Genomic DNA, 23,987 nt, shown 5'->3' on the forward strand with positions numbered 1-23,987 from the left:
AAGCTACCATGGCAAGCCTGGCTGAAGTGCGGGTAGAAGAGGCCGAGCCGATGGAGAACGAAACCCAGGCACGTCCCGAGGAATTGCGGCTGCTGGAAGCGCTGCTGTTTGCTTCGAGTGAACCGCTGGATACCGCGACGCTGGCCAAGCGCATGCCCGAAGGCGTCGACGTCAAGGCCGCGCTCGAGCAGCTACAGGCCGACTATTCGTTGCGCGGGGTGAATCTCGTTCGCGTCGCCAACAAATGGACGTTCCGGACGGCCGGCGATCTCGCCTGGCTGATGACGCGGGAGAGCACCGAGACCCGCCGCCTGTCGCGCGCGGCGATCGAAGTGCTGGCGATCATTGCCTATCACCAGCCTGTGACGCGCGCCGAGATCGAGGAGATCCGCGGCGTCGTCACCTCGAAGGGCACGCTCGACGTGCTGCTGGAGACCGGCTGGATCAAGCCGCGCGGCCGACGCAAGACGCCCGGCCGTCCGCTGACCTTCGGAACCACGGAGGACTTCCTGTCGCAGTTCACCCTGGAACAGCTCGGCGATCTGCCGGGCCTCGAGGAGCTGAAGGGCACGGGCCTGCTGGATTCGCGCCTGCCGACCGGATTCAGCGTACCGACGCCGTCGGACGACCCGCAGCTGCGTGAAGACGAGGATCCCCTGGAACCGGGCGAGGACCTCGATCTGGCGCTGGCGCCCGCGGTCGAGCCCGAGACCCCGGAAGAAGCGCCGGAAGGCGGCCATGAGGGTGGCGGCGAAGGCGGCACCGAAGAGTGAGGCCCCGGCGTTTTACCGGCGCCCTGCGACCGGTTAACACTTAGCAAGATTACGTAGTGCCAACAGCGAATTGGCACTGCCTAGGTCCTTGTTTTTAACACCTGCCGAGCCTAGGTTTCGGAGCAGATCGGCCGGGTCCCCGGCCATGTGCGTTTGGAGGGTTGCAGGATGGGTTCACTCAGCATTTGGCACTGGATCCTGGTGATCGCAGTGGTCCTGCTTCTGTTCGGCCGCGGCAAGATTTCGGATCTGATGGGCGACGTGGCGCAGGGCATCAAGGCGTTCAAGAAGGGCATGCAGGACGACGACAAGCCCGCCGAGAAGCCCGAGCCGGCGAAGTCCATCGAGCACAACAATGCGCCGACCGCGGCGCGGTCCGACGTCGGCAGCAAGGCCGTCTGAGCCGGAAAGCACGCGAGACGCGGGGTGCGGCCCGATCCTGCGCGCAAGGGATTTGGCCGGCTGCGGCTTCGCGTGAACGGAAGACCTCATGTTCGACATCGGGTGGAGTGAACTGGTCCTGATCGGGGTCGTCGCCCTGGTCGCCATCGGCCCGAAAGAGCTGCCGGGCGTGCTGCGCATGGTCGGGCAGTGGATGGGCAAGGCGCGCAAGATGGCCGCCGAATTCCAGGGCCAATTCCAGGAAGCGATGCGCGAGGCCGAAATGGCCGACCTCAAGAAGAGCTTTGACGAGGTCAAGGAAGCCGCGACCGGCTTCACCAGCAACAATCCGCTGACCTCGCTCCAGAAGGACGTCAGCGACGCGCTGCGCGTCGATGCGCTGGACAAGCCGGCCGAGACGCCTGCGACTGCAGCTATCGAGCCGCCGGCGACTTCAATTGAAGCGCCGGCGACTTCAAGTGAAACGCCGGTCACTCCGACGACACCGGAAGCGCCGACGCCTGCGACCTTCATGGAAGCCGAGGCACACGCAGCCGCGAACGAGCCGCTGGCGATCGTCCGCGAGGTCGAGCAGGCGCAGGTCGCGCAGGACACCGCGCCATCCGAAGCGATCAAGGACGCCAAAGCGTCATGAGCGACGCCGATATCGAGGCCAGCAAAGCCCCGCTGATGGACCATCTGATCGAGCTGCGCTCGCGGCTGATCAAGGCGCTGCTCGGCTTCGGCATTGCATTCATCTTCTGCTTCTTCTTCGCCAAGCAGATCTACAACGTGCTGGTCTGGCCGTTCGTGTGGGTCGCGGGTCCCGAGAATTCCAAGTTCATCTACACGGCGCTGCTGGAATATTTCATCACCCAGCTCAAGCTCGCGCTGTTCGGCGCCGGCTTCATCTCGTTCCCGGTCATTGCGACGCAGATCTACGGATTCGTGGCGCCGGGACTGTACAAGCACGAGAAGCAGGCCTTCCTGCCGTATCTGGTCGCGACTCCCTTCTTCTTCGTGCTGGGCTCCGCCCTGGTCTATTTCGTCGTGCTGCCGATGCTGGTCCGCTTCTCGCTCGGCATGCAGCAGGCCGGCAGTGACGAGACCGCACAGATCCAGCTCTTGCCCAAGGTCGGCGAATATCTGTCGCTGATGATGTCGCTGATCTTCGCCTTCGGCATCGCCTTCCAGCTCCCGGTGATCCTGACTCTGCTCGGCCGCATCGGCATCGTCTCGGCGAAGATGCTGCGCGAGAAGCGGCGCTATTTCATCGTCCTCGCTTTCGTGATCGCGGCCGTGCTGACGCCGCCCGACATACTCAGCCAGTGCTCGCTCGCGATCCCCTTGCTGTTGCTCTACGAGGGATCGATCATCGCGGTCGCGATGGTGGAGAAGAAGGTGGCGGCAGCCGCGCAGGCCGCGACCGGCACCGACGTGTCGACGCCGGCCAATCCGGCAGAGTAGGGCCTTTCGCTCTATCATTGCGCCGCTCAGCCCATGATTCGTCATGCCCGGGCTTGACCCGGGCATCCACGGCTTGATCTAAGGCGGCAAGGACGTGGATGGCCGGGATAAACCCGGCCATGACGGGAAGACAGCCATGCACGACATCAAATCGATCCGCGACAATCCGCAAGCCTTCGACGCCGGTCTCGCGCGGCGAGGCCTGAAGCCGTTGTCGACCGCGCTGCTCGCGGTCGACGAGACGCGGCGCGCGGCGATCCTGGCGTCCGAGCAGGCGCAGGCGCGGCGCAATGCGGCCTCGAAGGAAATCGGCGACGCGAAGAAAGCGAAGGACGAGGCGCGCGCGGCCAAGCTGATGGCCGAAGTTGCCGAGCTTAAGACCACGATGCCGCAGCTCGAGGCCGCCGCGAAAGCCGCCGACGATGAGCTGGCAAAAGAGCTGTCCGCCATCCCGAACATTCCGTTCGGCGACGTGCCCGACGGCGTCGACGAGCACGGCAACGTGCAGCGCCATGTGTTCGGCAACAAGCGCAACTACAGCTTCGCGCCGAAGCTGCATGACGATCTCGGCACCGCGCTCGGCGACATGGATTTCGAGGCGGCGGCAAAACTGTCGGGAGCGCGCTTCGTCGTGCTGAAGAAGGGCCTGGCGCGCCTCGAGCGCGCGCTTGGCCAGTTCATGCTGAATCTGCACGTCGACGAGCACGGCTATACCGAGATCAATCCGCCGCTGCTGGTTCGCAACGAGATCATGTTCGGCACCGGACAATTGCCGAAATTCGAGGACGATCAGTTCTGGGCGATCAAGGGCGAACTCCTTGCGTCGCCCGACCAGGAGCGGCTGAAGACAGAGCGCCTTGGCCTCATCCCGACCGCGGAAGTATCGCTCACCAACCTCGCGCGCGAATCAATCCTCGACGAAAAGCAGCTGCCGATGCGGCTCACCGCGCTGACGCCGTGCTTCCGTGCCGAGGCGGGCGCGGCCGGGCGCGACACGCGCGGCATGATCCGCCAGCACCAGTTCACCAAGGTCGAGCTGGTCTCGATAACGACGCCGGAGAGCAGCAGGGACGAGCACGAACGCATGCTCGCCTGTGCCGAGGAAGTGCTGCGGCGGCTCGACCTGCATTATCGCGTGATGACGCTGTGCGCAGGGGATATGGGTTTCTCGTCGCAAAAAACCTATGACATCGAGGTCTGGATGCCGGGCCAGGGCGAGGGCGGGGCATTCCGCGAGATCTCGAGCTGCTCGGTCTGCGGCGACTTCCAGGCGCGCCGCATGGATGCGCGCTCGCGCGGTCCCGACGGCAAGCCGCGTTTCGTCCACACGCTGAACGGTTCGGGCACTGCGCTCGGCCGCGCGCTGATCGCCGTGATGGAGACCTATCAGCAGGAGGACGGCTCGATCGCGGTCCCCGACGTACTTCAGCCCTATATGGGCGGCGTGAAAGTGATCGGGCGGGACTAACGCTGGAAACGATCGGTTGCGCGGAGCGGAGGGCTGGCTATCCTGCCGGCCATCCGTCAATGCGAACCGACCGTTCATGGCCTTGCATCGCGACATCTTCTGGGTCGGCCGACAATGGGCGGTGACGGGGGGCGGAATCCAGGCCGTCGATCAGCGCCTGCGCGGCGTGCTCGACATCGAGGTCACGCGGCTCTGGGACGAGGATTTCGTGCAGAGCCGGCGGGCCAAGCCCGGTGTGAACGCTGCCGACTTCGACAGCGCGCTGACGGTGGCCCGCGAGCGCTTTCCGCAAACGTCGGAGCCGGACGCGCTCGTTGCGGAATTGGAGGCGCTCGGCGTGATCGAGGCGCCGATCGTCAGTCCGGCGGTGCCGGCGATGAAGCTGCATGCGGAGGGCCGGCTGGCGCGCTTCCTGCCGCAATGGCGCATCCGCCGCTAATGGGCTCAGGCCGCCCCGCCCCCTGATCAGCCGGTTTGCCTGATCGGCCGGAGCCGGATAAGACGGCTCAGACCCCGCTTTTTGGAATCGGCCCTTCGCATGCGCATTCTCTGCACCAATGACGACGGCATTCACGCCCCCGGCCTCAAGGTGGTCGAGGAGATCGCGCGCGCGCTGTCCGACGACGTCTGGGTGGTGGCGCCCGAGCTCGACCAGTCCGGCGTCTCGCATTCGCTGTCGCTGAACGATCCCTTGCGCCTGCGCGAAGTCGGGCCGCGGCACTTCGCCGTGCGCGGCACGCCGACCGACTGCGTGATCATGGGGGCGCGCCATATCCTCGGCGCCAAGCTACCCGACGTCGTGCTGTCCGGGGTCAACAAGGGCCGCAACGTCGCCGAGGACGTGGTCTATTCCGGCACCATCGCCGGCGCGCTGGAGGGCACCATCCTGGGGTTGCCGTCATTCGCGCTGTCGCAGGAGTTCAGCGTCGAGACCCGGGACCGCCCGCCATGGGACACCGCGCGCAAGTTCGGGCCCGACATCCTGCGCAAGGTGATCGCCGCCGGCATTCCGAAGGACACCGTCATCAACGTCAACTTCCCCTCCTGCGCGCCTGAGGAAGTGCTCGGCATCCGCGTCACGCGCCAGGGCAAGCGCAATCTCGGCTTCTTGCGGATCGACGAGCGCAGAGACGGCCGCAACAATCCCTATTTCTGGATCGGCTTCGAGCGCTCTGCGATGCTGGACACGCCGGCGGACGGTACCGATCTGGCGGCGCTGCGGGAGCGCTATGTCTCAGTCACGCCGCTCAGGCTCGACCGCACCAACGAAGCGTTTTCGGAAGAGCTCAGCGCGACGCTGAAATAGCGCCTAGCCGCCGCGAAGTGCGGCTTCGATGGTTTTGCCGAGCGCGTCGAGCTGGAACGGCTTCTGAAGCGCCGGCCGGTCGCGATATTGCTCGGGCAGGCCGGAGGAGCCGTAGCCGGTGGCGAAGATGAACGGACAGCCCTTCGCCTTGATCACGTCGGCGACCGGCGAGATCACCTTGCCGTTGACGTTGACGTCGAGAATGGCGATGTCGAATTCGGTCGCCTGGGCGAGCCGCAGGGCCTCGGTGATGTCGCCCGCCTCAGCTGCGACCCTGTAGCCGAGCTCTTCGAGCATATCCGCGACCATCATCCTGATCATCACCTCGTCTTCGACGAGGAATACAGAGCGGCCTAAAAGCCCTGTCGCGGTCATAGTTGGTCCCTTGCCCATTGCCAAAAACGTTCGCAGATAACACGAATTGACGCAATGCGCGTTTTGACGAACGGATATCTGAAAATGGTCATCGCGGCTCGCCCGTGGCAAGCCAATTTGTGGTCAAATGCTCCAAGCGAAGGATATCATAGGTTCCTGAGCAGGAACACGATTCTAGCGCCCGGGTTGAATGTCCACCGGATCCGGCAAGACGGCACAAGCAGGCAATGACCTCCGATCAGCATCCGCCGGAAAAGATGATGTTTCAGCTCACGCTGAGGCGTCGGGGCATCAGCGACCAAGCGGTGCTGCGAACCATGGAGGCGGTGCCGCGCGAGCTTTTCGTCGACGAGGCCGATCGCGACGGCGCTTATCGGGACAGCGCGCTGCCGATCGCCTGCGGGCAGACCATCAGCCAGCCCTTCGTCGTGGCCTACATGACCGAACAGCTGCAGCTCCAGAAGCGGCACCGCGTCCTGGAGATCGGGACAGGGTCCGGCTATCAGGCCGCCGTGCTGTCGCGGCTCGCCGGCCAGGTCCTGACCGTCGAGCGCTATCGCAAGCTTGCCGACACGGCGCGCGCCAGGCTCGAAAAGCTCGAATGTCACAATGTCGAGGTGATGCTCGGCGACGGTCTCGATCTGCCGCCCAATATCGGCCCATTCGACCGCATCATCGTCACCGCCGCGGTGGAGCAGATACCTGAGAATCTGGTCGAGCGGCTCGAGGTCGGCGGTATCCTGATCGCGCCGGTCGGCCCGCATCAGGGCGTGCAGACGCTGATCCGCCTGACCCGCACCGAAGCCGGGATCGAGCGCAAGGAACTCGTCGATGTCCGCTTCGTGCCGGCGCTGCCCGGGGTGGCGCGGGAGCTGTAGATTTCCGGATCGGCTGTGCTGCCAACATCTTATTGGGAGGGTTAAGCCGTTATTTACTCGGTGCGTGTTTACTTAAAAGACCAGTTCAGTTGCGTACGAGTGAGTAACCATGTCCGTCGTCGCCGAGTTGCTTTACTCGCGCCGCGTACCGCAGGTCGCGGTGCTGGCGCTGATCTCCTTCAGCTTCGCAGGGTGCAGCGCCGACCTGTCGTCGCGGCTGTCCCAGTCGAACTTCTCCAACCCCTTCGCGTCTGATCAGACCGGTTCGGTGCAGCAGGCACCGCCGCCGCAGCGCGAGCTGCCGCAATATTCGCGGCCGCAGACGCAGTCCGGTTATTATCAGTCGCAGCCCTTGCCGCCGCCGGCGGTGACCGCACCGCAGTCCTATCCCGTTGCGGGTGGTGGTGGCGTGTCCGGAGGCGGGCGCGGCGTCAGTTCCTACGCGCCCCCGACGCAGCCGCATCTCGAGACCACGGCTACTGTGCCGCCGCGTTCCGTTGCCGCGGCTCCGCCGGCCGGAGGCACCAAGATCATCGTCGGCACCAGCGACACGCTCGATGTGATCGCCAGGCGCTATCACGTCACGCCGCAGGCGATCCTCGCGGCCAACGGCTACAAGGGGCCGCGCGCGCTCTCGCCCGGCCAGCAACTGATCATCCCGCATCCGGCTACGGCCGCTGCGCCTGCGCCGGCTCCCGTCGCGGCGGCTCACGTGATGGCGCCTGCGGCCAAGCCAGTTGCGGCCATTGCTGCGCCGTCGAGCATGCACTTCGTCAACCGCGGCGATACGCTCGCCAGCATAGCCCGCAAGAACCACATCTCGTCCGTTGATCTGGCCCGTGCCAATGGCCTCGATCCGTCGGCCAAGCTAAAGCTCGGCACCAAGCTGACGGTGCCCGGCGCCAGGACCGCTGCGCTGGCGCCGCCGGTTGCTGCGGCTCCGGTTGGAGCCGCCCCGGTTGCCGGCACGCTCCAGCCGGTTGCGGCTGCTCCCGCGCCCGCCACCAGGATGGCGGCTGCCGCCGCGCCGGTGCAGAGCGCGCGCCTGGCTCAGGCCACGGCGAATGTCGAAGAGAAACCCGCCGCCGAGGCGCCGGCGAAAGCAGCAGAGACCACCAGCGCGCTGCCGACCTTCCGCTGGCCGGTGCGCGGCAAGGTGGTCACGAGCTACGGCGCCAAGACCAACGGTAAGTCCAATGACGGCATCAATCTCGCGGTGCCCGAGGGGACGCCGGTCAAGGCAGCCGAAGACGGCGTCGTTGCCTACTCCGGCAACGAGCTGAAGGGTTACGGCAATCTGGTCCTGGTTCGGCATTCCAACGGCTACGTCACCGCATATGCCCATGCGAGTGAGCTGTTGGTGAAGCGCGGCGATACCATCAAGCGCGGTCAGGTCATTGCCAAGTCGGGTCAATCCGGGGAGGTGGCGTCGCCGCAGCTCCACTTCGAGATCCGCAAGGGATCGACCCCGGTTGACCCGCTTCAATTCCTGAACGGGGCGTGAGGCTTACAGAGCCTCCGCATTGAAGCTGTCGTCGCCCGGCTTGACCGGGCGATCCAGCATTCCGACACAGCAGTCATTGAGCCGATAAGCCGCGGCGTACTGGATTCCCCGCCTGCGCGGGGAATGACAGTTGTGGGGGAGGCGAAACGGTCCGCTACTTCGCCGTCAGCTTCACGCCGAGGCGGCCCGCCAGCTCCTGCACGAATTGCCAGGCGACGCGGCCCGAGCGGGAGCCGCGGGTGGTCGACCATTCCAGCGCCTCGCGCTCCAGCGCTTCGTCGTCGAGCTTGACGCCGAAATGGCTGCAATAGCCGCGCACCATGGCGAGGTATTCGTCCTGGCTGCAGCGGTGGAAGCCGAGCCAGAGGCCGAAGCGATCGGACAGTGACACCTTCTCCTCAACGGCTTCGCCGGGATTGATCGCGGTCGAGCGCTCGTTCTCGATCATGTCGCGCGCCAGCAGATGACGGCGGTTCGAGGTGGCGTAGAGGATCACATTCTCCGGCCGGCCCTCGATGCCGCCTTCGAGCACCGCCTTTAGCGATTTGTAGGACGCATCATTGCCGTCGAAAGAGAGGTCGTCGATGAACACGATGAAATGGAAGCTGGCGTCCCGGAGCTTCTCCATCAGCATCGGCAGGCTCTCGATGTCCTCGCGGTGGATCTCGATCAGCTTCAGCCTGTCGGCCGGATTTCGCTCCGCATTGATGCTGGCATGCGCGGCCTTCACCAGCGACGACTTGCCCATGCCGCGCGCGCCCCAGAGCAGCGCGTTGTTGGCGGGCAGGCCGTTGGCGAAGCGCTCGGTGTTCTCCATCAGGATGTCGCGCATCCGGTCGACGCCCTTGAGCAGGAAAAGCTCGACGCGGCTGACCCGCGGCACCGCGGCGAGGCGTCCGTCGGGGTGCCAGACATAGGCATCGGCCTCTTTGAAAGACTCGCGTTCGAGGGCCGGCTTGCCCTGGGTGGAGAGGTGCGCCGCAATGGTCTCCAGTGCGCGGACGATGCGCTCCTGGGAGAGGTCCGGGGATGCTTTGACGGTCCCTTTGGTCGTCCCCTTGGGGCGTTTTGCCGCGACGAGGGCGGGCTTGCGGGCAGGGGTGCGTGGGCCTTTGCCGGCCGGGCTTTTGCTGGGTTTTCTGGGCATGTCCGAAGTTCCTGAGAATGCAGCCTTATCGGGCCTGACGTCGCGCCGCAAGGTGGCCAAATGAGCGGTCTGGCAGCGTTGCAATTGGGACAATGGCCGCTATAGTCCGCGCGAATTTGACCGAGCCGGTCGCCTTTGAGGGCCTGACCGGCTTTCCCCCGTTCTCACGAGGATCGTCCGAATGCTGATTACCCCTGCGTATGCCCAGGCCGCGGGCGCCGGCGACACCAACAGCATGTTGATGTCGCTGCTGCCGTTCGCCCTGATCTTCGTGATCATGTACTTCCTGATTCTGCGTCCGCAGCAGAAGAAGGTCCGTGACCACGCCGATCTCGTGAAGAACATCCGCCGCGGCGACACCGTCGTGACCTCGGGCGGCCTCGTCGGCAAGGTCACCAAGGTCGTCGACGACGACCAGATCGAGTTCGAGATTGCCGACGGCGTGCGGGTGCGTCAGATGCGCTCGATGGTCTCCGGCGTGCGCGCCAAGGGCGAGCCGGCCAAGGAATCCAAGGAAAGCGCGAAGGACAGCGCCAAGGACGACGCCGCGTCGAAGTGAGCGCGTCCGCGAGAATTTCAAGTCTCCTGATCTGACAGGTCCAGTCGATGTTGTATTTCACGCGGTGGAAGGCGCTCGGGATCATCCTGACGGCGCTGATCGTGTGCCTCTGCGCGGTCCCGAACTTCTTCCCCGAGGCGCAGGTCAAGACCTGGCCCGCCTGGGCGCAGCGCCGGCTCGTGCTCGGCCTCGATCTCCAGGGCGGCTCCTATCTGCTTCTCGAGGTCGATTCCGCCTATGTGAAGAAGGAGCGGCTCGACCAGGTTCGTGACGACGTTCGCCGGACGCTGCGCGATGCCAAGATCGGCTTCACCGGCGGCGTCACCGTGCGCAACGACGCGGCCGAGGTTCGCATCACCAAGGAGACCGACGTTCAGGCTGCGCTCGCCAAGCTGCGCGAGCTGTCCCAGCCGTTGGGCGGCCTGATGGGATCCAGCGGTCAGCGCGACCTCGAGGTGACCGATGCCGGCGGCAGCCTGATTCGCTTGACCGTCCCGCAGGCCGCGATGCTCGACCGCATGCGCAAGACCATCGAGCAGTCGATCCAGATCGTCGAGCGCCGAGTCAACGAGCTCGGCACCGTCGAGCCCGTGATCCAGCGCCAGGGCAACGACCGCATCCTGGTGCAGGTGCCGGGTCTTCAGGATCCGACGCGCCTGAAGAAGCTGCTCGGCGAGACCGCGAAGATGGAATTCCGCATGGTCGACACGACCGTCTCGCCGGACCAGGCGCAACAGGGCAACTTGCCGCCGGACTCCGAGTTGCTGATGAGCGCGTCGCCGCCGCCGACGCCCTATGTGGTCAAGAAGCAGGTGCTGGTTGCCGGCGGCGATCTGATCGATGCCCAGGCGACCTTCGACCAGCGTACGAGTGAGCCGGTCGTCAGCTTCAAGTTCAATACGTCGGGCGCGCGCAAGTTCGCGCAGGCCACGCAAGAGAATGTCGGGCTGCCCTTCGCGATCGTGCTCGACAACAAGGTGATCTCCGCGCCCCGGATCAACGAGCCCATCACGGGCGGGCAGGGACAGATCTCCGGCAGCTTCACGGTCCAGTCCGCCAACGATCTCGCAATCCTGATGCGCGCCGGCGCGCTGCCGGCGCCGCTGACCGTGGTCGAGGAGCGCACCGTCGGTCCGGGCCTCGGCCAGGACTCGATCGAGAAGGGCGAACTGGCGGCCTATGTCGGCTCGATCCTTGTCATCGTCTTCATGCTGCTGACCTACCGGCTGTTCGGGGTGTTCGCCAACATCGCGGTGGCCATCAACGTCGCCATGATCTTCGGCCTGTTGTCGCTGCTCAACGCCACGCTGACGCTGCCCGGCATCGCCGGCATCGTGCTCACCGTCGGCATCGCGGTCGACTCCAACGTGCTGATCTACGAGCGTATCCGCGAGGAGCTGCGCGGCGGCCGCAACGCGATCTCGGCGATCGACGCCGGCTTCAGGCGGGCGCTGGCGACCATTCTCGATTCCAACATCACCACCTTCATTGCCGCCGCGGTGCTGTTCTACATCGGCACCGGCCCGGTGCGCGGCTTTGCCGTGACGCTCGGCATCGGCATCATCACCACGGTGTTCACCGCCTTCACCATGACCCGGCTGATCGTCGCCTGGTGGGTGCGGTGGAAGCGGCCGCAGAGCGTGCCGATCTAGGAGCCTGATCGTGACTCACACCGTTCTCATCGGGCTCGGCGTCCTCATCGCCATTCTCACCGTGGTCGCAGCCTTTGGCTGGCTGCCATCGCTGCGGATCGTTCCGGACGATACCCATTTCGACTTCACGCGCTTCCGCCGGATCAGCTTCCCCATCTCGGCGGCGCTGTCGATCCTCGCCATCACGCTGTTCTTCACCCACGGCCTGAACCTCGGTATCGACTTCAAGGGCGGCACGCTGCTGGAGGTGCGGGCCAAGTCCGGCGCCGCCGACATCGCGGCGATGCGAAGGACGCTGGATGGCTTGCGGCTCGGCGAAGTGCAACTGCAGCAGTTCGGCGGCCCCGAGAACGTCTTGATCCGCGTTGCCGAACAGCCCGGCGGCGACAAGGCGCAGCAGGATGCCGTGCAGAAAGTCCGTACCGCGCTCGGTGATTCCATCGAGTACCGCCGCGTCGAGGTGCTCGGTCCGCGCGTCGCCGGCGAGCTTCTGGCTTACGGCATGCTCGGCCTGATGCTCGCGATCGTCTCGATCCTGATCTATCTCTGGTTCCGGTTCGAATGGCAGTTCGCGCTCGGCGCCATGATCGCCAACGTGCACGACATCGTGCTGACGATCGGCTTCATGTCGATCAGCCAAGTCGATTTCGACCTGACCAGCATCGCTGCGCTTTTGACCATTCTGGGCTATTCGCTCAACGACACCGTCGTCATCTACGACCGTATCCGTGAAATGCTGCGGCGCTACAAGAAGATGCCGATGCCGCAGCTGCTCAACGAGTCCATCAACTCGACGCTGTCGCGCTCGATCATCACCCACTTCACGGTGACGCTGGCGCTGCTGGCGCTGCTCCTGTTCGGCGGGCACGCCATCCACAGCTTCACCGCGGTGATGATGTTCGGCGTGGTGCTGGTCGGCACCTACACCTCGATCTTCATCGCGGCGCCGATCCTGATCTATCTCGGCGTCGGCGAGCATCGCGAGGATGCGCCTGATACGGCTGCGCCGGCGAAGAAAAACAAGGCATGATCCGAACCGCATGCCCTCGCAGGCGTTTGCGAGGGCAGTAAGCCCATTCGGACCAAGCTCATGGCCGGCGATCCCAACGCTCCCCATTTCCCGCGCTCTGCGCCGATCGAAGCCTATGGCAAGGGCGGCTTCGCCTTCGCCGGCATGTCCCATCGGGGCTCGCTGCTGTGTCTCCCCGACGCGATCTGGGCCTGGGACGTGACGGATCCCCAGAAAATTGACCGCTATTCGCTGGACCGGGTGTTCACGGCCGCCAATAGCATCGACACGCTCCTGATCGGCACCGGAACCGGGGTCTGGCTGCCGCCGCCGGCGCTGCGCCAGGCGCTCAAGGCGGTGAGGGTGGTACTGGACACGATGCAGACCGGCCCCGCCGTGCGCACCTACAACATCATGATCGGCGAACGGCGGCGGGTTGCGGCTGCGCTGATCGCCGTGCCATGAACGCCGCCGCAGCTCCGCCCGACAATTTGTCCTTCTGCGCCGATCTCGTGCGCAGCCACGACTTCCCGCGCTATGCCGCGACGTTGTTCGCGCCCGCTGCCGAGCGCCGCGCGCTGCTGGCGCTCTACGCCTTCAATGTCGAGATCGTCCGCGTCCGCGACCAGGTGAGCCAACCCTTGCCCGGCGAGATCCGCTTTCAATGGTGGACCGATCTGTTATCGGGCGTGGTCCACGGCAGTGCCGAGGGCAATCCGGTCGCGGCCGAGCTGCTGCGCGCGATCCGTGATTTCGATTTGCCGGTCGAGCCGCTGTCGCTGCTCGTCGACGAGCACCAGTTCGACCTCTACAACGACCCGATGCCGACGCTGACGGCGCTGGAAGGCTATCTGGCCGCGACCTCATCGGCGCTGTTCGATCTCGCGGCCCGTATCATGGCGCAGCCCTCGGAGGCCGTTGAACATCTCGCCCGTCATGCCGGGCTTGCGCAAGGCATCGTGCAAATCATCACGACTCTGCCGCGCGATGCCGCGCACCGGCAGATGTTTGTGCCGCAGCAGCTGCTGGCGGGCCACGATTGCGACATCGAGGACGTGTTTGCCGGCAAGGACACGCCGAACCTGCGCGCCGTGCTGGAGCAGCTCGCGGGCGAAGCGAGGCAGCATCTGGCTACGGCCCTGTCGTTGCTGGCGGAGGTGCCGCCAGCGGCTCGGGCAGCATTTCTGCCACTCGCGCAGGTGCGGGCCGACCTCGCGCTCCTGTCACAACCCGGGCGCAATCCGTTTACGCCGAGGCAATCGTCCCGGCTGCGCACGCTGTGGACGCTGTGGCGGGCTTCGCGGTCGCGTGAGTTTACCAAATAGCGGCTGGCTTATCGCCTGAGCCGGCCAAATGCCCTATGCTGTCCCATGGCTGAATTGTCCCAAACCTCGCCCTTCGATCTCAGCGGTTTGCCAGTCGCCCCAAGCGACATTGCCGCCGCCGCCGAAACGATCAGGGGCGCCGTCGTCGAGACGCCCTGCAGCTACAGCCGCACGCTGAGCAGCATCTGCGGCTGCGAGATCTGGCTCAAATTCGAGAACCTCCAGTTCACCTCCTCGTTCAAGGAGAGGGGCGCGCTCAACCGTCTCACCGCGCTGACGCCGGAGGAGCGCGCACGGGGCGTGATCGCGATGTCGGCGGGCAACCACGCGCAAGGCGTGGCCTATCACGCCAAGCGGCTCGGCATTCCCGCCACCATCGTCATGCCGGTCGGCACGCCCATGGTGAAGGTCGAGAACACCCGGCATCACGGCGCGGAGGTGGTCGTCACCGGCGCGACGCTGGAGGAGGCGGCCGCATTCGCGCGCAGCCATGGTGAAGCGCGAGGCATGATCTTCGTCCATCCCTACGACGATCCGCTTGTCATCGCGGGGCAGGGCACGATCGGGCTGGAGATGATGAGGGCCGTGCCGGAACTCGACACGCTGGTCGTGCCGATCGGCGGCGGCGGCCTGATCAGCGGCATCGGCATCGCCGCGAAATCGATCAAGCCGTCGCTGCGAATCCTGGGCGTTGAGGCCTGGCTCTATCCGTCGATGTACAATGCCATCCATGCCGGCAATCTGCCGGCGCGCGGCGATACGCTGGCCGAAGGCATCGCGGTCAAATCGCCCGGCAAGATCACCACCGAGATCGTCCGCCGCCTCGTCGACGACATTGCGCTCGTCAACGAAGCCGAGCTGGAGCGCGCGGTCGCGACCTTGATCTCGATCGAGAAGACGGTCGTCGAGGGCGCTGGCGCCGCCGGCCTCGCCGCGCTGATGTCGGATCCCTCCCGCTTCGCGGGCCAGAAGGTGGGCCTCGTCTTGAGCGGCGGCAATATCGACACGCGGCTGATCGCATCCGTCCTCACCCGCGAGCTCGCGCGCGAGGGACGGTTGACCCAGCTCTCGCTCGATATCCCCGACAGGCCCGGGCAATTGGCCGCAGTGGCCGCGCTGCTCGCCGAAGCCGGCGCCAACATCATCGAGGTCTCGCACCAGCGGACTTTTTCCGATCTGCCGGCCAAGGCGACACTGCTGCAGCTCGTCATCGAGACCCGCGACAGCGCGCATCTCGACGAGGTGATGGCGAAGCTCAGCGCCTCCGGCTTGAGCGCGCGCTGCACTTGAGTGACACGCCGACGTCAGGCCGAGCTGAGTGCTACTCCGGAAGGCCTGCAATGCGGAGGGCTTCGCCAAGCGAGGAGGCGAGCGCTGGCGCGCAGTTGACGCCCTGAAATTGACGGCCGTAGTGGAACGTCGGGTGCAGCTCCAGCACCCGCGCGGCCGCCGCCTTCGCCTCCTGCAATCGTCCAAGCCTTGCCAGCGCCGCGGCCAATTGCACATAGGTGATGCTGTGGCGAGGATTGGCCTGAACCGAGCGGTAAGCGGCGCGGCACGCCTCCTCATATCGGCCGCGATGGAAGTGCCCGAGAGCCTGGGCGTCAAATGCTGCGAAAGCCCAAGAATCGAACGGGCTGAGCCGTAGGCCTTGTTCGCTCCATTCGATGGCGCGGTCGGCGTCTCCGCCCCAGCCGAGCACGACGCTGCCGAGGATGTAGGTCAGCGCCGATGACGGGCTGATGGCGAGCGCAGCCTCGAACGCGATGAATGCTGCGGAGCGATCGTGCCCGTCCATGCCGATCGAAAAGCCCGCGAGCGTAAGGGCAAGCGCGTCGTCCTGGCCGTGGGCGATGGCCGAGCGTGCGTGGCGGATCGAGGCCTTGCGATTGGCCTCCTGCAAGCCGGCCCGAAGGAATAGGCAATGATGGCACATTGCGGCGTTGCCGTGCGCCAGCGCATAATCCGGTTCGAGGGCGATCGACCGGTCGAGCAGCGAAAGTGCCCGTCCGACCTGTTCCGGCATGCCGGAATCGACATCCGGTTGTGCCCTCAGGACGAGATCATAGGCATCGAGGCTATCGGGTCGCTTGCGTTTGACCCTGTTGATCTCGGCGCGCCGCAGGCTTGGGGCAATGGCGCCGACCACTGATAGGGCTATGTCGTCCTGAAGCGCGAAAACGTCTTCGGACCTTCGGTCGTAGCGATCGGCCCATACATGCATTCCGGTCGATGCGTCGATGAGCTGCCCGGTGATACGCACCATCGCGCCGGTTTTCCGGACGCTGCCTTCCAGCACGTATCGGACGCCGAGCTCGCGGCCTATCTGTTTCACGTCCACCGCAGCGCCCTTGTAGATGAACGTCGAATTCCGCGCGATCACGAACAGCCAGTTGATGCGCGACAGGCCAGTGATGATGTCGTCGACCATCCCATCGGCAAAGTAGTCCTGCTCGGCATCGCCGCTCAGGTTTGCAAAGGGCAATACCGCGATCGACGGACGGTCGGGCAGGGGCAGTGGCGGCTGCTCGCGGGCCGCGGTTGCCCAGTCTGGATCGAGCGTCGTGGCGGCTGGACCAATGTAACGATAGCCGCGCCGTGGCAGGGTCTCGATCCAGCCCGCCTCTCCGGAGATTGCGGCCAGGATGCGCCGCACAGCTGCGATCTGGACGGTCAGATTGCTTTCCTCGATCGCCAGGGCAGGCCAAGCTGCTTCGATCAGGGCGTCCTTGGACACCGGCGCGCCGCCCCGCCGGACCAGCAAGGCCAGCAGCAGCACAGCGCGCTGGCCGAGTGGGGTGGGCTCGGCACTGTGGAACAAGATCCCCGCGTCGACATCGATGCGGAATGGACCAAATTCAAGGATCGCAGCCATTACCGAAGAAGGACATATTTTGCAGGTCCTTTGCAATATTTTCCGAATGGTTTTGGGACTTTCCGAGACCGTCGCAGCACCATGGTTCGCCATTCACGCGAAGCTGCAACGAGCCATGGAAGGTCCCTATGAACGCGAAACCAGTCATCCGCAGGCCCGGCGAGAACAGGGGCATCACGCTGCGCGGCCATCCCATGACCTTCCTGGTGACCGGGGAGGACACTCAGCACACCAGCATGTTCGACTGGACGATCCCGCCGGGGTTTGCCACGGGCCGCCACGTTCATCGGGTGCAGGAGGAAACCTTCTATATGCTCGAAGGCGAATGCGAATGGCACGTCGGCGACGAGGTCGTCCGGGCCCTGCCCGGGACCTATCTTTTTATTCCGCCGGGGTTGCCCCACAACATCACCAATGTCAGTGAGGAGCCCGCGCGCGTTCTGATGACCGTGTCACCGCCGGGGCACGAACATTACTTCGAGGAGTTGGCCAAGCTGACCGCGAGCGGAACGCCAGACGCGAAAGCAATCAGCGAGTTGCGGGCACGTTTCGACACTGATCAACTATCCGCTCTGACAACGAGAGCGTGAGATCGGCGCCATGGCGACGGCAGTTTGGAGTCGATCCGAGCGCCCAAACCTATTTCGGTTTATCGCGGCGTCAAATTCGCAACATGAGCGATCAGTCGATCGATCTCGGCTTCCGTATTGTAATAATGCGGTGACGCCCGCACGACATGCGGCAATGAGCGAAGTTCGGCATCGATGCGCGTGCTCGACGGATCTGAAGCGCCAATGGTGATGCCGGCTGCCGCGGCACTGGCGACAACTGCGTCCGCCTCGTGCCCGTCGAGGGTGAAGCTGACGATGGCACCCGGCGCACGTCCGAGGTCGCGAATGGTGATGCCGGGGAGGGCCGCTAGGCCGCTGCGAAGACGGCCGGCAAGCATGCGGCAGCGTTGTTCGATCGGCGAGATGCCGATTTCCAGAGCGTAGTCGACGGCAGCGCCAAGCCCGAGCCGCGCCGCGTAGTTGTTTTCCCAGGTCTCGAAACGACGGGCATCGTCGCGAAGCCGATATTCATCGCGTGAGACCCAGGGCGCCGCAAAGTGATCGATCATCGGCGGCTCGAGCCGTTGCAGCGTCGCGCGGCGAACGTAGAGAAATCCGGTGCCGCGGGGGCCGCGCAGGAATTTGCGACCCGTGGCCGACAGCATGTCACAGCCGAGGGCTTCGACATCGACCGCCATCTGGCCGACCGCCTGGCAGGCGTCGAGCAGATAGGGAATGCCGTGCGCCCGCGCGATCTTGCCGACCGCTGCCGCCGGGTTGACCAGCCCACCATTGGTCGGGACCCAGGTGATCGCGATCAGTTTGACGCGCGCATCGATCATGCGTTCGAGCGCGTGGATGTCGAGCTCGCCTGTGGCATCGCTCGGCACGACGTCGATCGTCGCGCCTGTCCTCTTGGCGACCTGAAGAAAGGCGACATAGTTGGCCGCGTATTCCGCCTCGGCGGTTAGAATGCGGTCGCCCTTGCGAAACGGAAGCGCGTAGAAAGCCATCTGCCAGGCGACCGTCGCGTTCTCTACCAGCGCGATCTCGTCGGGCGCGGCATTGAGCAGACGCGCCACCGAGCCGTAGACCGCGTCGAGCCGGTCGGCCTCGCGATCGGCGGCGGCATAGCCTCCGATCTGGCTTTCCAGATCGATATGCTGCTTCATCGCCTCGACAACGGAGGTCTGCATCAGAGCCGCGCCTGCGTTGTGGAGGTATGCGAGCCGGCTGGCGGCCGGTGTGTCGGACCGAATTTGGTCGATGTCGATCACCAACTCCTCCACTTCTCGCGATCCCTGATGCATGAATTAGATGCGCCGAAGGGGCCGAGCAAGACGTAAGGCCGGGGAGGCTGGCAGGATCTCAAATGCAGAGGCCGAGCAGCTTGACGTGGCAGTTGCTGGACTTCGGCTTGCTTGCGGGCGCAGCCTCGCGTTTGACGGCAACCAGCGGCTCCTTGTCCTTTTTCTTGCCCTTGCCTTTCGGCTCGTAATCGCCGGCGATCACCATCGCCCAATAGGTACGTTTGCCGCTCGCATTTTTCGCACTTGCGATGCCGACGCGGGAGGCGTTGTGCAGCAACAGGTTCTTGCGGTGACCGGACGAGTCGATCCACTGGCCCAGCGTCTTCTCGAAATTGTCGTAGCCGTAGGCGATGTTCTCGGCTGCCCGGCCCGCGCCAGCCGGTGCGACGCGGCGGTTGAAAGGGCCGAGCGCGTCGTGGCTGAGGTCGTCCTTTGCCGCCATCGCGCGGGCCTGATCCATGGCGATGCGGTCGAGCGTCGAATCGCGGACGACGCGGACTTCGCCGTGCTTGAGGCGGAAGCTCGAGATCAGCTCGGCCGGCGAGTCCGCCATCGCGGCTGTGGCGTTCAGCAGCAGAAGGCCGGCGATCATTGCGCCAATCCCACCACGCGTCATTGTCCACTGCCTGCGCATGACTCCACCGCCCCCAATTCTCCGACCGCTTCTCTATTGCCAATGTGGACGCTTCAAGGCGCGATCCGGCCCGTCAGCTCGTCGGCAAATCCGCCTCGAAATTGAAGCGGTCGCGCAGGTTTTTCCGCTGTTCCAGAATGTCCTTGAGGAACGCGCGATCCTGGTCGTTCTTCATCATCGGCTCGATCAGGTCGAGCTGGTTCATGGCAACCAGTTGCAGGATCTCGGTGCGCGGCTTGCCGCTGGCGTCGCGTGGCAGCGCGTGCACCACCTGGATGTGCTCCGGCGGTTTCGGCCCCTTGGCGGCTGAAAGGTCGTTCCGCAACTGGCCTTCGAGCGTGACCTGATCGGCTTCGACGAAAGCGTAGAGCCCGACGCCGGAGCGACGGTCGGCAAAAGCGACGATGGCGGTGTCGCGCACGGCTGGATTCTTCCGGATCAACTCGGTCAGCACCGGTGCGTCGTTGACCAGCCTGCGACCGCCGCCCTCGCGGTCGGTGAAGTTGAACAGCCCGCGCGTAATGGCACGATAGACTTTCTTGCCGGTGGCGAGCCACAGGCTCGCGGCAAACGACTTCTTGGCGAGGATCTTACGCTCGCGCGGCGTCAGCGCCTCGGGCGCGTAGGAACGCTTGTGCTTGAGCAGATGCCTGAGGTCTTCGTAGGCGAGGATGCGATAGAGCCGGCCGCGCCGGTTGAAGCAGGCGGCGAGCTGGAAGTCGGTGACATAGGCGAGGCCGTCGCGGCCGACCAGCCAGTTCTGCTCCTTGGCAAGATCGTTGTGGCAGATACCGGCGCGGCGCAGCCGACGCAGCGCCGCCTTGGCCGAACGGAAATAGGCGAGGTCGCCATGCGGCTTTGCCAGATGCAAAGCGACGCCGTCGACGAAGCCGCGCACCAGCGCACGGCGTCCGGCCCACAGAAGCTCAGGTCCGACATTCAGCCCCTTGGCGAGCGCCAGAGCGTGCTTCTCGCGGGCGAACAGATGGCGGGCCAGAGGGAACGACCACCACGGCACCTCGTCGAGCCGGCGTAGCACGGCATCGACCTCGCCGCTCTCGCCGCGGAAGCGCCCGCGCTCGACGGTCGAGAACACGTCGCGCTTGAGCAGCACGCCCTCGGTCCAGCGCGCCGAGAGCGTCGCGGCGTCGTCTTTGGGGAGGCTCATTGCAAACTCACGCGGCTGCGGGCATGCGCAAATGATCGGCGATCCAGCGATCGAGATCGGCGAGTGCGAGAGCGCTCATCGCCTGTTTCTTGGCCACCGTCTTCTCGTTGCCGCGCAAGCGTGTGCCGTCGGGCTTCTTCGTCGGCACGCTCGCAAGCGGCGGGAATAGACCGAAATTGATGTTCATCGGTTGGAACGACCGTGTGCCGGGCTCGATGGTCTCGATATGGCCGCCGGTGATGTGGCCGAGCAGCGATCCCAGCGCGGTCGTCCCCGGCGGGCCGACAAGCGTCTCGCCGCGCGCGTCCGCTGCTGCATAGAGACCGGCAATCAGGCCGACGCTGGCCGATTCCACATAGCCCTCGCAGCCCGTCATCTGGCCGGCGAAGCGCAGCCGCGGCTGCGCACGCAGGCGCAGCTGGCCGTCGAGCAGCTTCGGCGAGTTCAGGAAGGTGTTGCGATGCAGGCCGCCGAGACGGGCGAACTCTGCATTCTCCAGCCCGGGGATGGTGCGGAAGATGCGCTGCTGCTCGCCGTATTTCAATTTCGTCTGGAAGCCGACGATGTTGTAGAGCGTGCCGAGCTTGTTGTCCTGGCGCAGCTGCACGATCGCGTAGGCTTTGGTCGTAGGATCGTGCGGGTTGGTGAGGCCGACCGGCTTCATCGGTCCGTGGCGCAAGGTCTCGGGGCCGCGCTCCGCCATTACCTCGATCGGCAGGCAGCCGTCGAAATAGGGCGTGTTGGTCTCCCACTCCTTGAATTCGGTCTTCTCGCCCGACATCAGCGCGGCGACGAAGCCGTCATACTGCTCCTTGGTCATCGGGCAGTTGATGTAGTCCGCGCCGGTGCCGCCGGGGCCGACCTTGTCGTAGCGCGACTGGAACCAGGCCACCGACATGTCGATGGATTCGCGGTGTACGATCGGTGCGATCGCGTCGAAGAAGGCGAGCGCGTTCTCGTCGGTCAGTTCGCGGATGGCATCAGCCAGCGGCGCGGAGGTGAGGGGGCCGGTCGCAACGATGACGTTGCTCCACTCGGCCGGCGGCAGGCCTGCAATCTCGCCGCGGGCGATCTGGATCAGGGGATGGTCGTTGAGCGCCTTGGTGACGCCCGCGGAGAAGCCGTCACGGTCGACGGCGAGCGCGCCGCCGGCGGGCACCTGGTTGGCGTCGGCCGCGCGCATGATCAGCGAATCGAGCCGGCGCATCTCCGCATGCAGCAGGCCGACGGCGTTGTTGGCGGCGTCGTCCGAGCGGAACGAATTGGAGCAGACGAGCTCGGCGAGCCCGTCGGTGCGGTGCGCTTCGGTCATGCGGCTCGGCCGCATCTCGTGCAATACTACGGGCACGCCGGCCTTGGCCACCTGCCAGGCGGCCTCGGAGCCGGCAAGGCCGGCGCCAATCACGTGCACGGTGTTGGAATGGGATCCTGTCATGGGGCGGACAGGTAGCGCTTTTCGGCGGAGAGTGGAATCGCCGAGATCGAGTTTTCTGCCACCAGATACGACAACGCCCGCACGAGGCGGGCGCTATCGGTCCGTTCCGGTGAAGGGTTGAACGATATCAGCCCTGATACTGACCGGCGGCAACGCGCGGGATGTCCGAGCGATCGAGGCCGATATCGGCCAGTTCGCGATCGCTGAGCTGGGACAGTTCGGCAACATTGCGCTGATAGTCCCGGAAGGCCTGGATCATGCGGATGAGCGAGAGCAGCATTGGTAGTCTCCTGTAGTTCGATTCAGCTCTTGCCCGAGCCTCATCGTTGAAATGAATATACGTGAGAGTGGTGCAGTGCGAAAGTTCCGATGTTGCGATGCAGCTAAGCGCATCGCGCATACCGCAAGTAAGGAACGCTTAACCCCTTGCCAGTCCCGCCCAAGGCTTGGGCTGTACGACGCGATAAATGTCCTTGAAATCATGGGCTTAACGACAGGCGATTGATTGCGGTCAAAGCCGAAATAAGTTGCGTGTGGGTCGTCGGCAAGTCGCTCGCTTAGCTTGTACACCCAAGTCGGTCATGCGTGATTCGCATGGTGAGAAGATTCTCATTGTGAACATAAGTTCACTTCTTGATGGTCTGTATGACTGGGGAAGGGACGCCGTTGGCTTCGCCAGTCCAAATGTGGCCGGCGGAATGCGGCGGGGCTGTTCCCTCGCGCGCACAGTGCCAAGCGCGCGCACGCGAAGCGTGTGACGAGGATTACCAGGATGTAATGAAGACCAGGAATTTCGCATGCGGCTCTGCGTGGCGCGCAACATCACGCAATTCTCGCGGGAAATTTATTGCGACAAGTTGCCGCGCCCGGAGAAGGTCATTTTGCAGAATCCGGCAATGTCGCTGGGCCTGCCCAAGAACAAGAGAAGGAAAGTAACGTCATGACGAAGTTACTCGGGGTTATCGCAATTGCCGCCGTCGCGTTCGCCGTCGCGCCGGCCCAGGCCGCCAAGCATGCCGCGGGCGGTTGCAGCTCGGCCAATCTGGAGAAGACGGAGACCGCGATCGAGAACATGGCCGACGGTGACGGCAAACTCGTCGCGCAGAAGGAGATCGCTTCCGCGCAGGATTCGATGCTCAACGGCAAAATGGGTGCGTGCGGCGCGCATCTGAACAAGGCGATGCACGCCACCATGGGCAAGTAAACGGGTAGGCAAACGCACGAGAGAGGGCCGGTCGCCAGGCGATCGGCCCTACGCGTTTGTTGATGGGTCTTTAAGGGGCGCGCGCCAGCTGGGTGGCGAAATAGGCGACCGTCCTGGAATAGACCTCGCTCTTGTTCCACTGCTGCAGCACCGTGAAATTCGGACTGCCCGGCTGCCAATCCTTGCCCTTCTGCCAGCCATAGCCGGCGAGATAATTGGCCGTGGAGGCGAGCACGTCGGGCGCGTTGTGCAAGAGGTCGCGCTTGCCGTTGCCGTCGAAGTCGACGGCGTATTTCATCCAGGACGACGGCATGAACTGGGTCTGGCCGAGTTCGCCGGCCCAGGCGCCCTTCATCTCGGCCGGCGCGAGATCGCCGCGCTGGACGATGCGCAGCGCATCCAGCAGTTCGGCGCGAAACTGCTCGGCGCGCCGGCAGTCATAGGCCAGTGTTGCGAGCGAGCGGATCGTGGCGAATTTGCCGGTGTTGACGCCGAAATCGGTCTCCAGGCCCCAGATCGCGACCAGGACCTCGCCGGGAACGCCGTAGGCCTGTTCGATGCGCGACAGCACGGAGCCGTATTGTTTCATCCTGTTGGAGCCGCGCTCCAGGCGTGGTGGCACCATGCGGCCGGAAAATTCCTCGAAGGTCTGGCTGAAGACCTTTTGCGAGCGGTCGCGGTTGAGCACGCTCTGATCGAGCGTCACGCCGGTGAGCCCCGATGCGATGGCCTGTTGTGAGATGCCCTTGGCCGCAGCGTCGGTTTTGAACTCCGCAAGCCAGGCATCGAAATTGCCCGAGCCGCAGGCAACCGCGGCGAACGCCGGCTGGGCGGAAAGGATGGACGCGGAAAGGGCGAAAGCTGCGAGAGCGAGACGAGAAATCGTCGAGGTCATTCGAGGTAATGAATTCCGTGAGATGGTCGGCGCGCGCAATCTCGGTCGGAACCGCGGCCAAAGCAAGGCGT

At 64.8% G+C, this 23,987-nt stretch carries 27 protein-coding genes; 18 read left to right on the forward strand and 9 right to left on the reverse strand.

All coding sequences use genetic code 11. The features are described 5' to 3' along the window. The first annotated feature begins 8 nt into the window (after nt 1-8). The 7 genes from scpB to surE all read left to right on the forward strand — a co-directional run bounded on the left by scpB (nt 9) and on the right by surE (nt 5,395). The gene (scpB, locus tag IVB24_RS20730; protein ID WP_162308567.1) at nt 9-773 is read left to right on the forward strand and encodes an SMC-Scp complex subunit ScpB; all 765 of its coding nucleotides are present in this window, start codon (nt 9-11) and stop codon (nt 771-773) included. A 168-nt stretch (nt 774-941) separates the two neighbouring features. Then, nucleotides 942-1,175: a twin-arginine translocase TatA/TatE family subunit gene (locus IVB24_RS20735; protein WP_028145381.1), complete on the forward strand. Its 234-nt coding sequence runs from the start codon at nt 942-944 to the stop codon at nt 1,173-1,175. Nucleotides 1,176-1,263: 88 nt separating this feature from the next. Beyond that, nucleotides 1,264-1,809: a Sec-independent protein translocase protein TatB gene (gene tatB, locus IVB24_RS20740; RefSeq protein WP_247768382.1), complete on the forward strand. Its 546-nt coding sequence runs from the start codon at nt 1,264-1,266 to the stop codon at nt 1,807-1,809. Continuing rightward, on the forward strand, nt 1,806-2,621 hold the full coding sequence (gene tatC / locus IVB24_RS20745) for a twin-arginine translocase subunit TatC (RefSeq protein WP_247768384.1): 816 nt from the start codon (nt 1,806-1,808) through the stop codon (nt 2,619-2,621). The genes tatB and tatC overlap by 4 nt, the downstream gene beginning before the upstream one ends. A gap of 136 nt (nt 2,622-2,757) precedes the next feature. Beyond that, a complete protein-coding gene (gene serS / locus IVB24_RS20750) occupies nt 2,758-4,089 on the forward strand; it encodes a serine--tRNA ligase (RefSeq protein WP_247768386.1) in 1,332 nt (443 codons plus the stop codon). 76 nt (nt 4,090-4,165) lie between these two features. After that, nucleotides 4,166-4,528 (forward strand): hypothetical protein, encoded by a 363-nt coding sequence (locus tag IVB24_RS20755; protein WP_247768388.1) that lies wholly within the window; start codon nt 4,166-4,168, stop codon nt 4,526-4,528. A gap of 99 nt (nt 4,529-4,627) precedes the next feature. Continuing rightward, nucleotides 4,628-5,395, forward strand: coding sequence for a 5'/3'-nucleotidase SurE (gene surE / locus IVB24_RS20760; RefSeq protein ID WP_247768390.1), 768 nt, complete (start codon nt 4,628-4,630; stop codon nt 5,393-5,395). Nucleotides 5,396-5,398: 3 nt separating this feature from the next. Here the strand turns inward: surE and IVB24_RS20765 are convergent, their stop codons facing one another. Continuing rightward, complete coding sequence (locus tag IVB24_RS20765; protein WP_247768392.1) at nt 5,399-5,770, reverse strand: response regulator; 372 nt, start codon at nt 5,768-5,770, stop codon at nt 5,399-5,401. 227 nt (nt 5,771-5,997) lie between these two features. Between IVB24_RS20765 and IVB24_RS20770 the strand changes: the two genes are divergently transcribed. Together IVB24_RS20770 and IVB24_RS20775 are read left to right on the forward strand one after the other, a co-directional pair. Continuing rightward, nucleotides 5,998-6,648: a protein-L-isoaspartate(D-aspartate) O-methyltransferase gene (locus IVB24_RS20770; protein ID WP_094977799.1), complete on the forward strand. Its 651-nt coding sequence runs from the start codon at nt 5,998-6,000 to the stop codon at nt 6,646-6,648. Nucleotides 6,649-6,757: 109 nt separating this feature from the next. After that, nucleotides 6,758-8,152, forward strand: coding sequence for a LysM peptidoglycan-binding domain-containing M23 family metallopeptidase (locus IVB24_RS20775; RefSeq protein ID WP_247768393.1), 1,395 nt, complete (start codon nt 6,758-6,760; stop codon nt 8,150-8,152). A 154-nt stretch (nt 8,153-8,306) separates the two neighbouring features. Here the strand turns inward: IVB24_RS20775 and IVB24_RS20780 are convergent, their stop codons facing one another. Then, nucleotides 8,307-9,299 carry an ATP-binding protein gene (locus tag IVB24_RS20780; RefSeq protein WP_247768395.1) on the reverse strand — a complete coding sequence of 331 codons (993 nt, stop codon included), beginning with the start codon at nt 9,297-9,299 and terminating at the stop codon, nt 8,307-8,309. A 181-nt stretch (nt 9,300-9,480) separates the two neighbouring features. Between IVB24_RS20780 and yajC the strand changes: the two genes are divergently transcribed. From yajC to IVB24_RS20810, 6 genes are read left to right on the forward strand one after another with little or no spacing between them, the layout of a single operon-like run. Further along, nucleotides 9,481-9,858, forward strand: coding sequence for a preprotein translocase subunit YajC (yajC, locus tag IVB24_RS20785; protein WP_094977802.1), 378 nt, complete (start codon nt 9,481-9,483; stop codon nt 9,856-9,858). A 47-nt stretch (nt 9,859-9,905) separates the two neighbouring features. After that, nucleotides 9,906-11,510 (forward strand): protein translocase subunit SecD, encoded by a 1,605-nt coding sequence (gene secD, locus IVB24_RS20790; protein ID WP_247768397.1) that lies wholly within the window; start codon nt 9,906-9,908, stop codon nt 11,508-11,510. Between the two features lie 10 nt (nt 11,511-11,520). Continuing rightward, nucleotides 11,521-12,540 carry a protein translocase subunit SecF gene (secF, locus tag IVB24_RS20795; RefSeq protein WP_094977804.1) on the forward strand — a complete coding sequence of 340 codons (1,020 nt, stop codon included), beginning with the start codon at nt 11,521-11,523 and terminating at the stop codon, nt 12,538-12,540. A 60-nt stretch (nt 12,541-12,600) separates the two neighbouring features. Beyond that, complete coding sequence (locus IVB24_RS20800) at nt 12,601-12,984, forward strand: Mth938-like domain-containing protein (protein WP_028144478.1); 384 nt, start codon at nt 12,601-12,603, stop codon at nt 12,982-12,984. After that, nucleotides 12,981-13,844 carry a phytoene/squalene synthase family protein gene (locus IVB24_RS20805; RefSeq protein WP_247768399.1) on the forward strand — a complete coding sequence of 288 codons (864 nt, stop codon included), beginning with the start codon at nt 12,981-12,983 and terminating at the stop codon, nt 13,842-13,844. Before IVB24_RS20800 ends, IVB24_RS20805 begins: the two co-directional genes overlap by 4 nt. Before the next feature lie 45 nt (nt 13,845-13,889). Then, on the forward strand, nt 13,890-15,134 hold the full coding sequence (locus tag IVB24_RS20810) for a threonine ammonia-lyase (protein WP_247768401.1): 1,245 nt from the start codon (nt 13,890-13,892) through the stop codon (nt 15,132-15,134). Nucleotides 15,135-15,165: 31 nt separating this feature from the next. On the opposite strand, the gene IVB24_RS20815 is transcribed toward IVB24_RS20810, so the two are convergent. Beyond that, entirely contained in the window at nt 15,166-16,719 is a 1,554-nt protein-coding gene (locus tag IVB24_RS20815; protein WP_247768403.1) for a winged helix-turn-helix domain-containing protein, read from the reverse strand. A 128-nt stretch (nt 16,720-16,847) separates the two neighbouring features. On the opposite strand from IVB24_RS20815, the gene IVB24_RS20820 reads away from it, so the two are divergent. Continuing rightward, nucleotides 16,848-17,309, forward strand: a complete 462-nt coding sequence (locus IVB24_RS20820) for a cupin domain-containing protein (protein ID WP_247768405.1) — start codon at nt 16,848-16,850, stop codon at nt 17,307-17,309. A 59-nt stretch (nt 17,310-17,368) separates the two neighbouring features. Here IVB24_RS20820 and IVB24_RS20825 read toward each other — a convergent pair whose 3' ends face one another. The 5 genes from IVB24_RS20825 to IVB24_RS20845 form a co-directional block, all read right to left on the reverse strand. Continuing rightward, complete coding sequence (locus IVB24_RS20825) at nt 17,369-18,547, reverse strand: aminotransferase class V-fold PLP-dependent enzyme (protein WP_247768407.1); 1,179 nt, start codon at nt 18,545-18,547, stop codon at nt 17,369-17,371. 91 nt (nt 18,548-18,638) lie between these two features. Then, nucleotides 18,639-19,172 carry a CAP domain-containing protein gene (locus IVB24_RS20830; RefSeq protein WP_247768408.1) on the reverse strand — a complete coding sequence of 178 codons (534 nt, stop codon included), beginning with the start codon at nt 19,170-19,172 and terminating at the stop codon, nt 18,639-18,641. A 115-nt stretch (nt 19,173-19,287) separates the two neighbouring features. Continuing rightward, nucleotides 19,288-20,382: a serine/threonine protein kinase gene (locus IVB24_RS20835; protein WP_247768409.1), complete on the reverse strand. Its 1,095-nt coding sequence runs from the start codon at nt 20,380-20,382 to the stop codon at nt 19,288-19,290. A 7-nt stretch (nt 20,383-20,389) separates the two neighbouring features. After that, on the reverse strand, nt 20,390-21,817 hold the full coding sequence (gene trmFO / locus IVB24_RS20840; RefSeq protein WP_247768411.1) for a methylenetetrahydrofolate--tRNA-(uracil(54)-C(5))-methyltransferase (FADH(2)-oxidizing) TrmFO: 1,428 nt from the start codon (nt 21,815-21,817) through the stop codon (nt 20,390-20,392). Between the two features lie 127 nt (nt 21,818-21,944). Then, a complete protein-coding gene (locus tag IVB24_RS20845) occupies nt 21,945-22,097 on the reverse strand; it encodes a DUF1127 domain-containing protein (protein WP_007590701.1) in 153 nt (50 codons plus the stop codon). A 517-nt stretch (nt 22,098-22,614) separates the two neighbouring features. Here IVB24_RS20845 and IVB24_RS20850 point away from each other — a divergent pair. After that, the gene (locus IVB24_RS20850) at nt 22,615-22,761 is read left to right on the forward strand and encodes a hypothetical protein (RefSeq protein ID WP_247768413.1); all 147 of its coding nucleotides are present in this window, start codon (nt 22,615-22,617) and stop codon (nt 22,759-22,761) included. Beyond that, the gene (locus IVB24_RS20855) at nt 22,758-23,021 is read left to right on the forward strand and encodes a hypothetical protein (RefSeq protein ID WP_140479852.1); all 264 of its coding nucleotides are present in this window, start codon (nt 22,758-22,760) and stop codon (nt 23,019-23,021) included. The genes IVB24_RS20850 and IVB24_RS20855 overlap by 4 nt, the downstream gene beginning before the upstream one ends. A gap of 70 nt (nt 23,022-23,091) precedes the next feature. Here IVB24_RS20855 and IVB24_RS20860 read toward each other — a convergent pair whose 3' ends face one another. Next, nucleotides 23,092-23,916, reverse strand: coding sequence for a lytic murein transglycosylase (locus IVB24_RS20860; RefSeq protein ID WP_166469270.1), 825 nt, complete (start codon nt 23,914-23,916; stop codon nt 23,092-23,094). Nucleotides 23,917-23,987: the final 71 nt, after the last annotated feature.

The sequence above is a fragment of the Bradyrhizobium sp. 192 genome, from assembly GCF_023100965.1.
Classification (GTDB): Bacteria; Pseudomonadota; Alphaproteobacteria; order Rhizobiales; family Xanthobacteraceae; genus Bradyrhizobium; species Bradyrhizobium symbiodeficiens.

What these genes read in the sequence shown, in the direction of transcription:
- scpB (WP_162308567.1), top strand. Translation starts at nt 9, where the DNA reads ATGGCAAGCCTGGCTGAAGTGCGGGTAGAAGAGGCCGAGCCGATGGAG.
- IVB24_RS20735 (WP_028145381.1), top strand. Translation starts at nt 942, where the DNA reads ATGGGTTCACTCAGCATTTGGCACTGGATCCTGGTGATCGCAGTGGTC.
- tatB (WP_247768382.1), top strand. Translation starts at nt 1,264, where the DNA reads ATGTTCGACATCGGGTGGAGTGAACTGGTCCTGATCGGGGTCGTCGCC.
- tatC (WP_247768384.1), top strand. Translation starts at nt 1,806, where the DNA reads ATGAGCGACGCCGATATCGAGGCCAGCAAAGCCCCGCTGATGGACCAT.
- serS (WP_247768386.1), top strand. Translation starts at nt 2,758, where the DNA reads ATGCACGACATCAAATCGATCCGCGACAATCCGCAAGCCTTCGACGCC.
- IVB24_RS20755 (WP_247768388.1), top strand. Translation starts at nt 4,166, where the DNA reads ATGGCCTTGCATCGCGACATCTTCTGGGTCGGCCGACAATGGGCGGTG.
- surE (WP_247768390.1), top strand. Translation starts at nt 4,628, where the DNA reads ATGCGCATTCTCTGCACCAATGACGACGGCATTCACGCCCCCGGCCTC.
- IVB24_RS20765 (WP_247768392.1), bottom strand. Translation starts at nt 5,770, where the DNA reads ATGACCGCGACAGGGCTTTTAGGCCGCTCTGTATTCCTCGTCGAAGAC.
- IVB24_RS20770 (WP_094977799.1), top strand. Translation starts at nt 5,998, where the DNA reads ATGACCTCCGATCAGCATCCGCCGGAAAAGATGATGTTTCAGCTCACG.
- IVB24_RS20775 (WP_247768393.1), top strand. Translation starts at nt 6,758, where the DNA reads ATGTCCGTCGTCGCCGAGTTGCTTTACTCGCGCCGCGTACCGCAGGTC.
- IVB24_RS20780 (WP_247768395.1), bottom strand. Translation starts at nt 9,299, where the DNA reads ATGCCCAGAAAACCCAGCAAAAGCCCGGCCGGCAAAGGCCCACGCACC.
- yajC (WP_094977802.1), top strand. Translation starts at nt 9,481, where the DNA reads ATGCTGATTACCCCTGCGTATGCCCAGGCCGCGGGCGCCGGCGACACC.
- secD (WP_247768397.1), top strand. Translation starts at nt 9,906, where the DNA reads ATGTTGTATTTCACGCGGTGGAAGGCGCTCGGGATCATCCTGACGGCG.
- IVB24_RS20800 (WP_028144478.1), top strand. Translation starts at nt 12,601, where the DNA reads ATGGCCGGCGATCCCAACGCTCCCCATTTCCCGCGCTCTGCGCCGATC.
- IVB24_RS20805 (WP_247768399.1), top strand. Translation starts at nt 12,981, where the DNA reads ATGAACGCCGCCGCAGCTCCGCCCGACAATTTGTCCTTCTGCGCCGAT.
- IVB24_RS20810 (WP_247768401.1), top strand. Translation starts at nt 13,890, where the DNA reads ATGGCTGAATTGTCCCAAACCTCGCCCTTCGATCTCAGCGGTTTGCCA.
- IVB24_RS20815 (WP_247768403.1), bottom strand. Translation starts at nt 16,719, where the DNA reads ATGGCTGCGATCCTTGAATTTGGTCCATTCCGCATCGATGTCGACGCG.
- IVB24_RS20820 (WP_247768405.1), top strand. Translation starts at nt 16,848, where the DNA reads ATGAACGCGAAACCAGTCATCCGCAGGCCCGGCGAGAACAGGGGCATC.
- IVB24_RS20830 (WP_247768408.1), bottom strand. Translation starts at nt 19,172, where the DNA reads ATGATCGCCGGCCTTCTGCTGCTGAACGCCACAGCCGCGATGGCGGAC.
- IVB24_RS20835 (WP_247768409.1), bottom strand. Translation starts at nt 20,382, where the DNA reads ATGAGCCTCCCCAAAGACGACGCCGCGACGCTCTCGGCGCGCTGGACC.
- trmFO (WP_247768411.1), bottom strand. Translation starts at nt 21,817, where the DNA reads ATGACAGGATCCCATTCCAACACCGTGCACGTGATTGGCGCCGGCCTT.
- IVB24_RS20845 (WP_007590701.1), bottom strand. Translation starts at nt 22,097, where the DNA reads ATGCTGCTCTCGCTCATCCGCATGATCCAGGCCTTCCGGGACTATCAG.
- IVB24_RS20850 (WP_247768413.1), top strand. Translation starts at nt 22,615, where the DNA reads ATGCGGCTCTGCGTGGCGCGCAACATCACGCAATTCTCGCGGGAAATT.
- IVB24_RS20855 (WP_140479852.1), top strand. Translation starts at nt 22,758, where the DNA reads ATGACGAAGTTACTCGGGGTTATCGCAATTGCCGCCGTCGCGTTCGCC.
- IVB24_RS20860 (WP_166469270.1), bottom strand. Translation starts at nt 23,916, where the DNA reads ATGACCTCGACGATTTCTCGTCTCGCTCTCGCAGCTTTCGCCCTTTCC.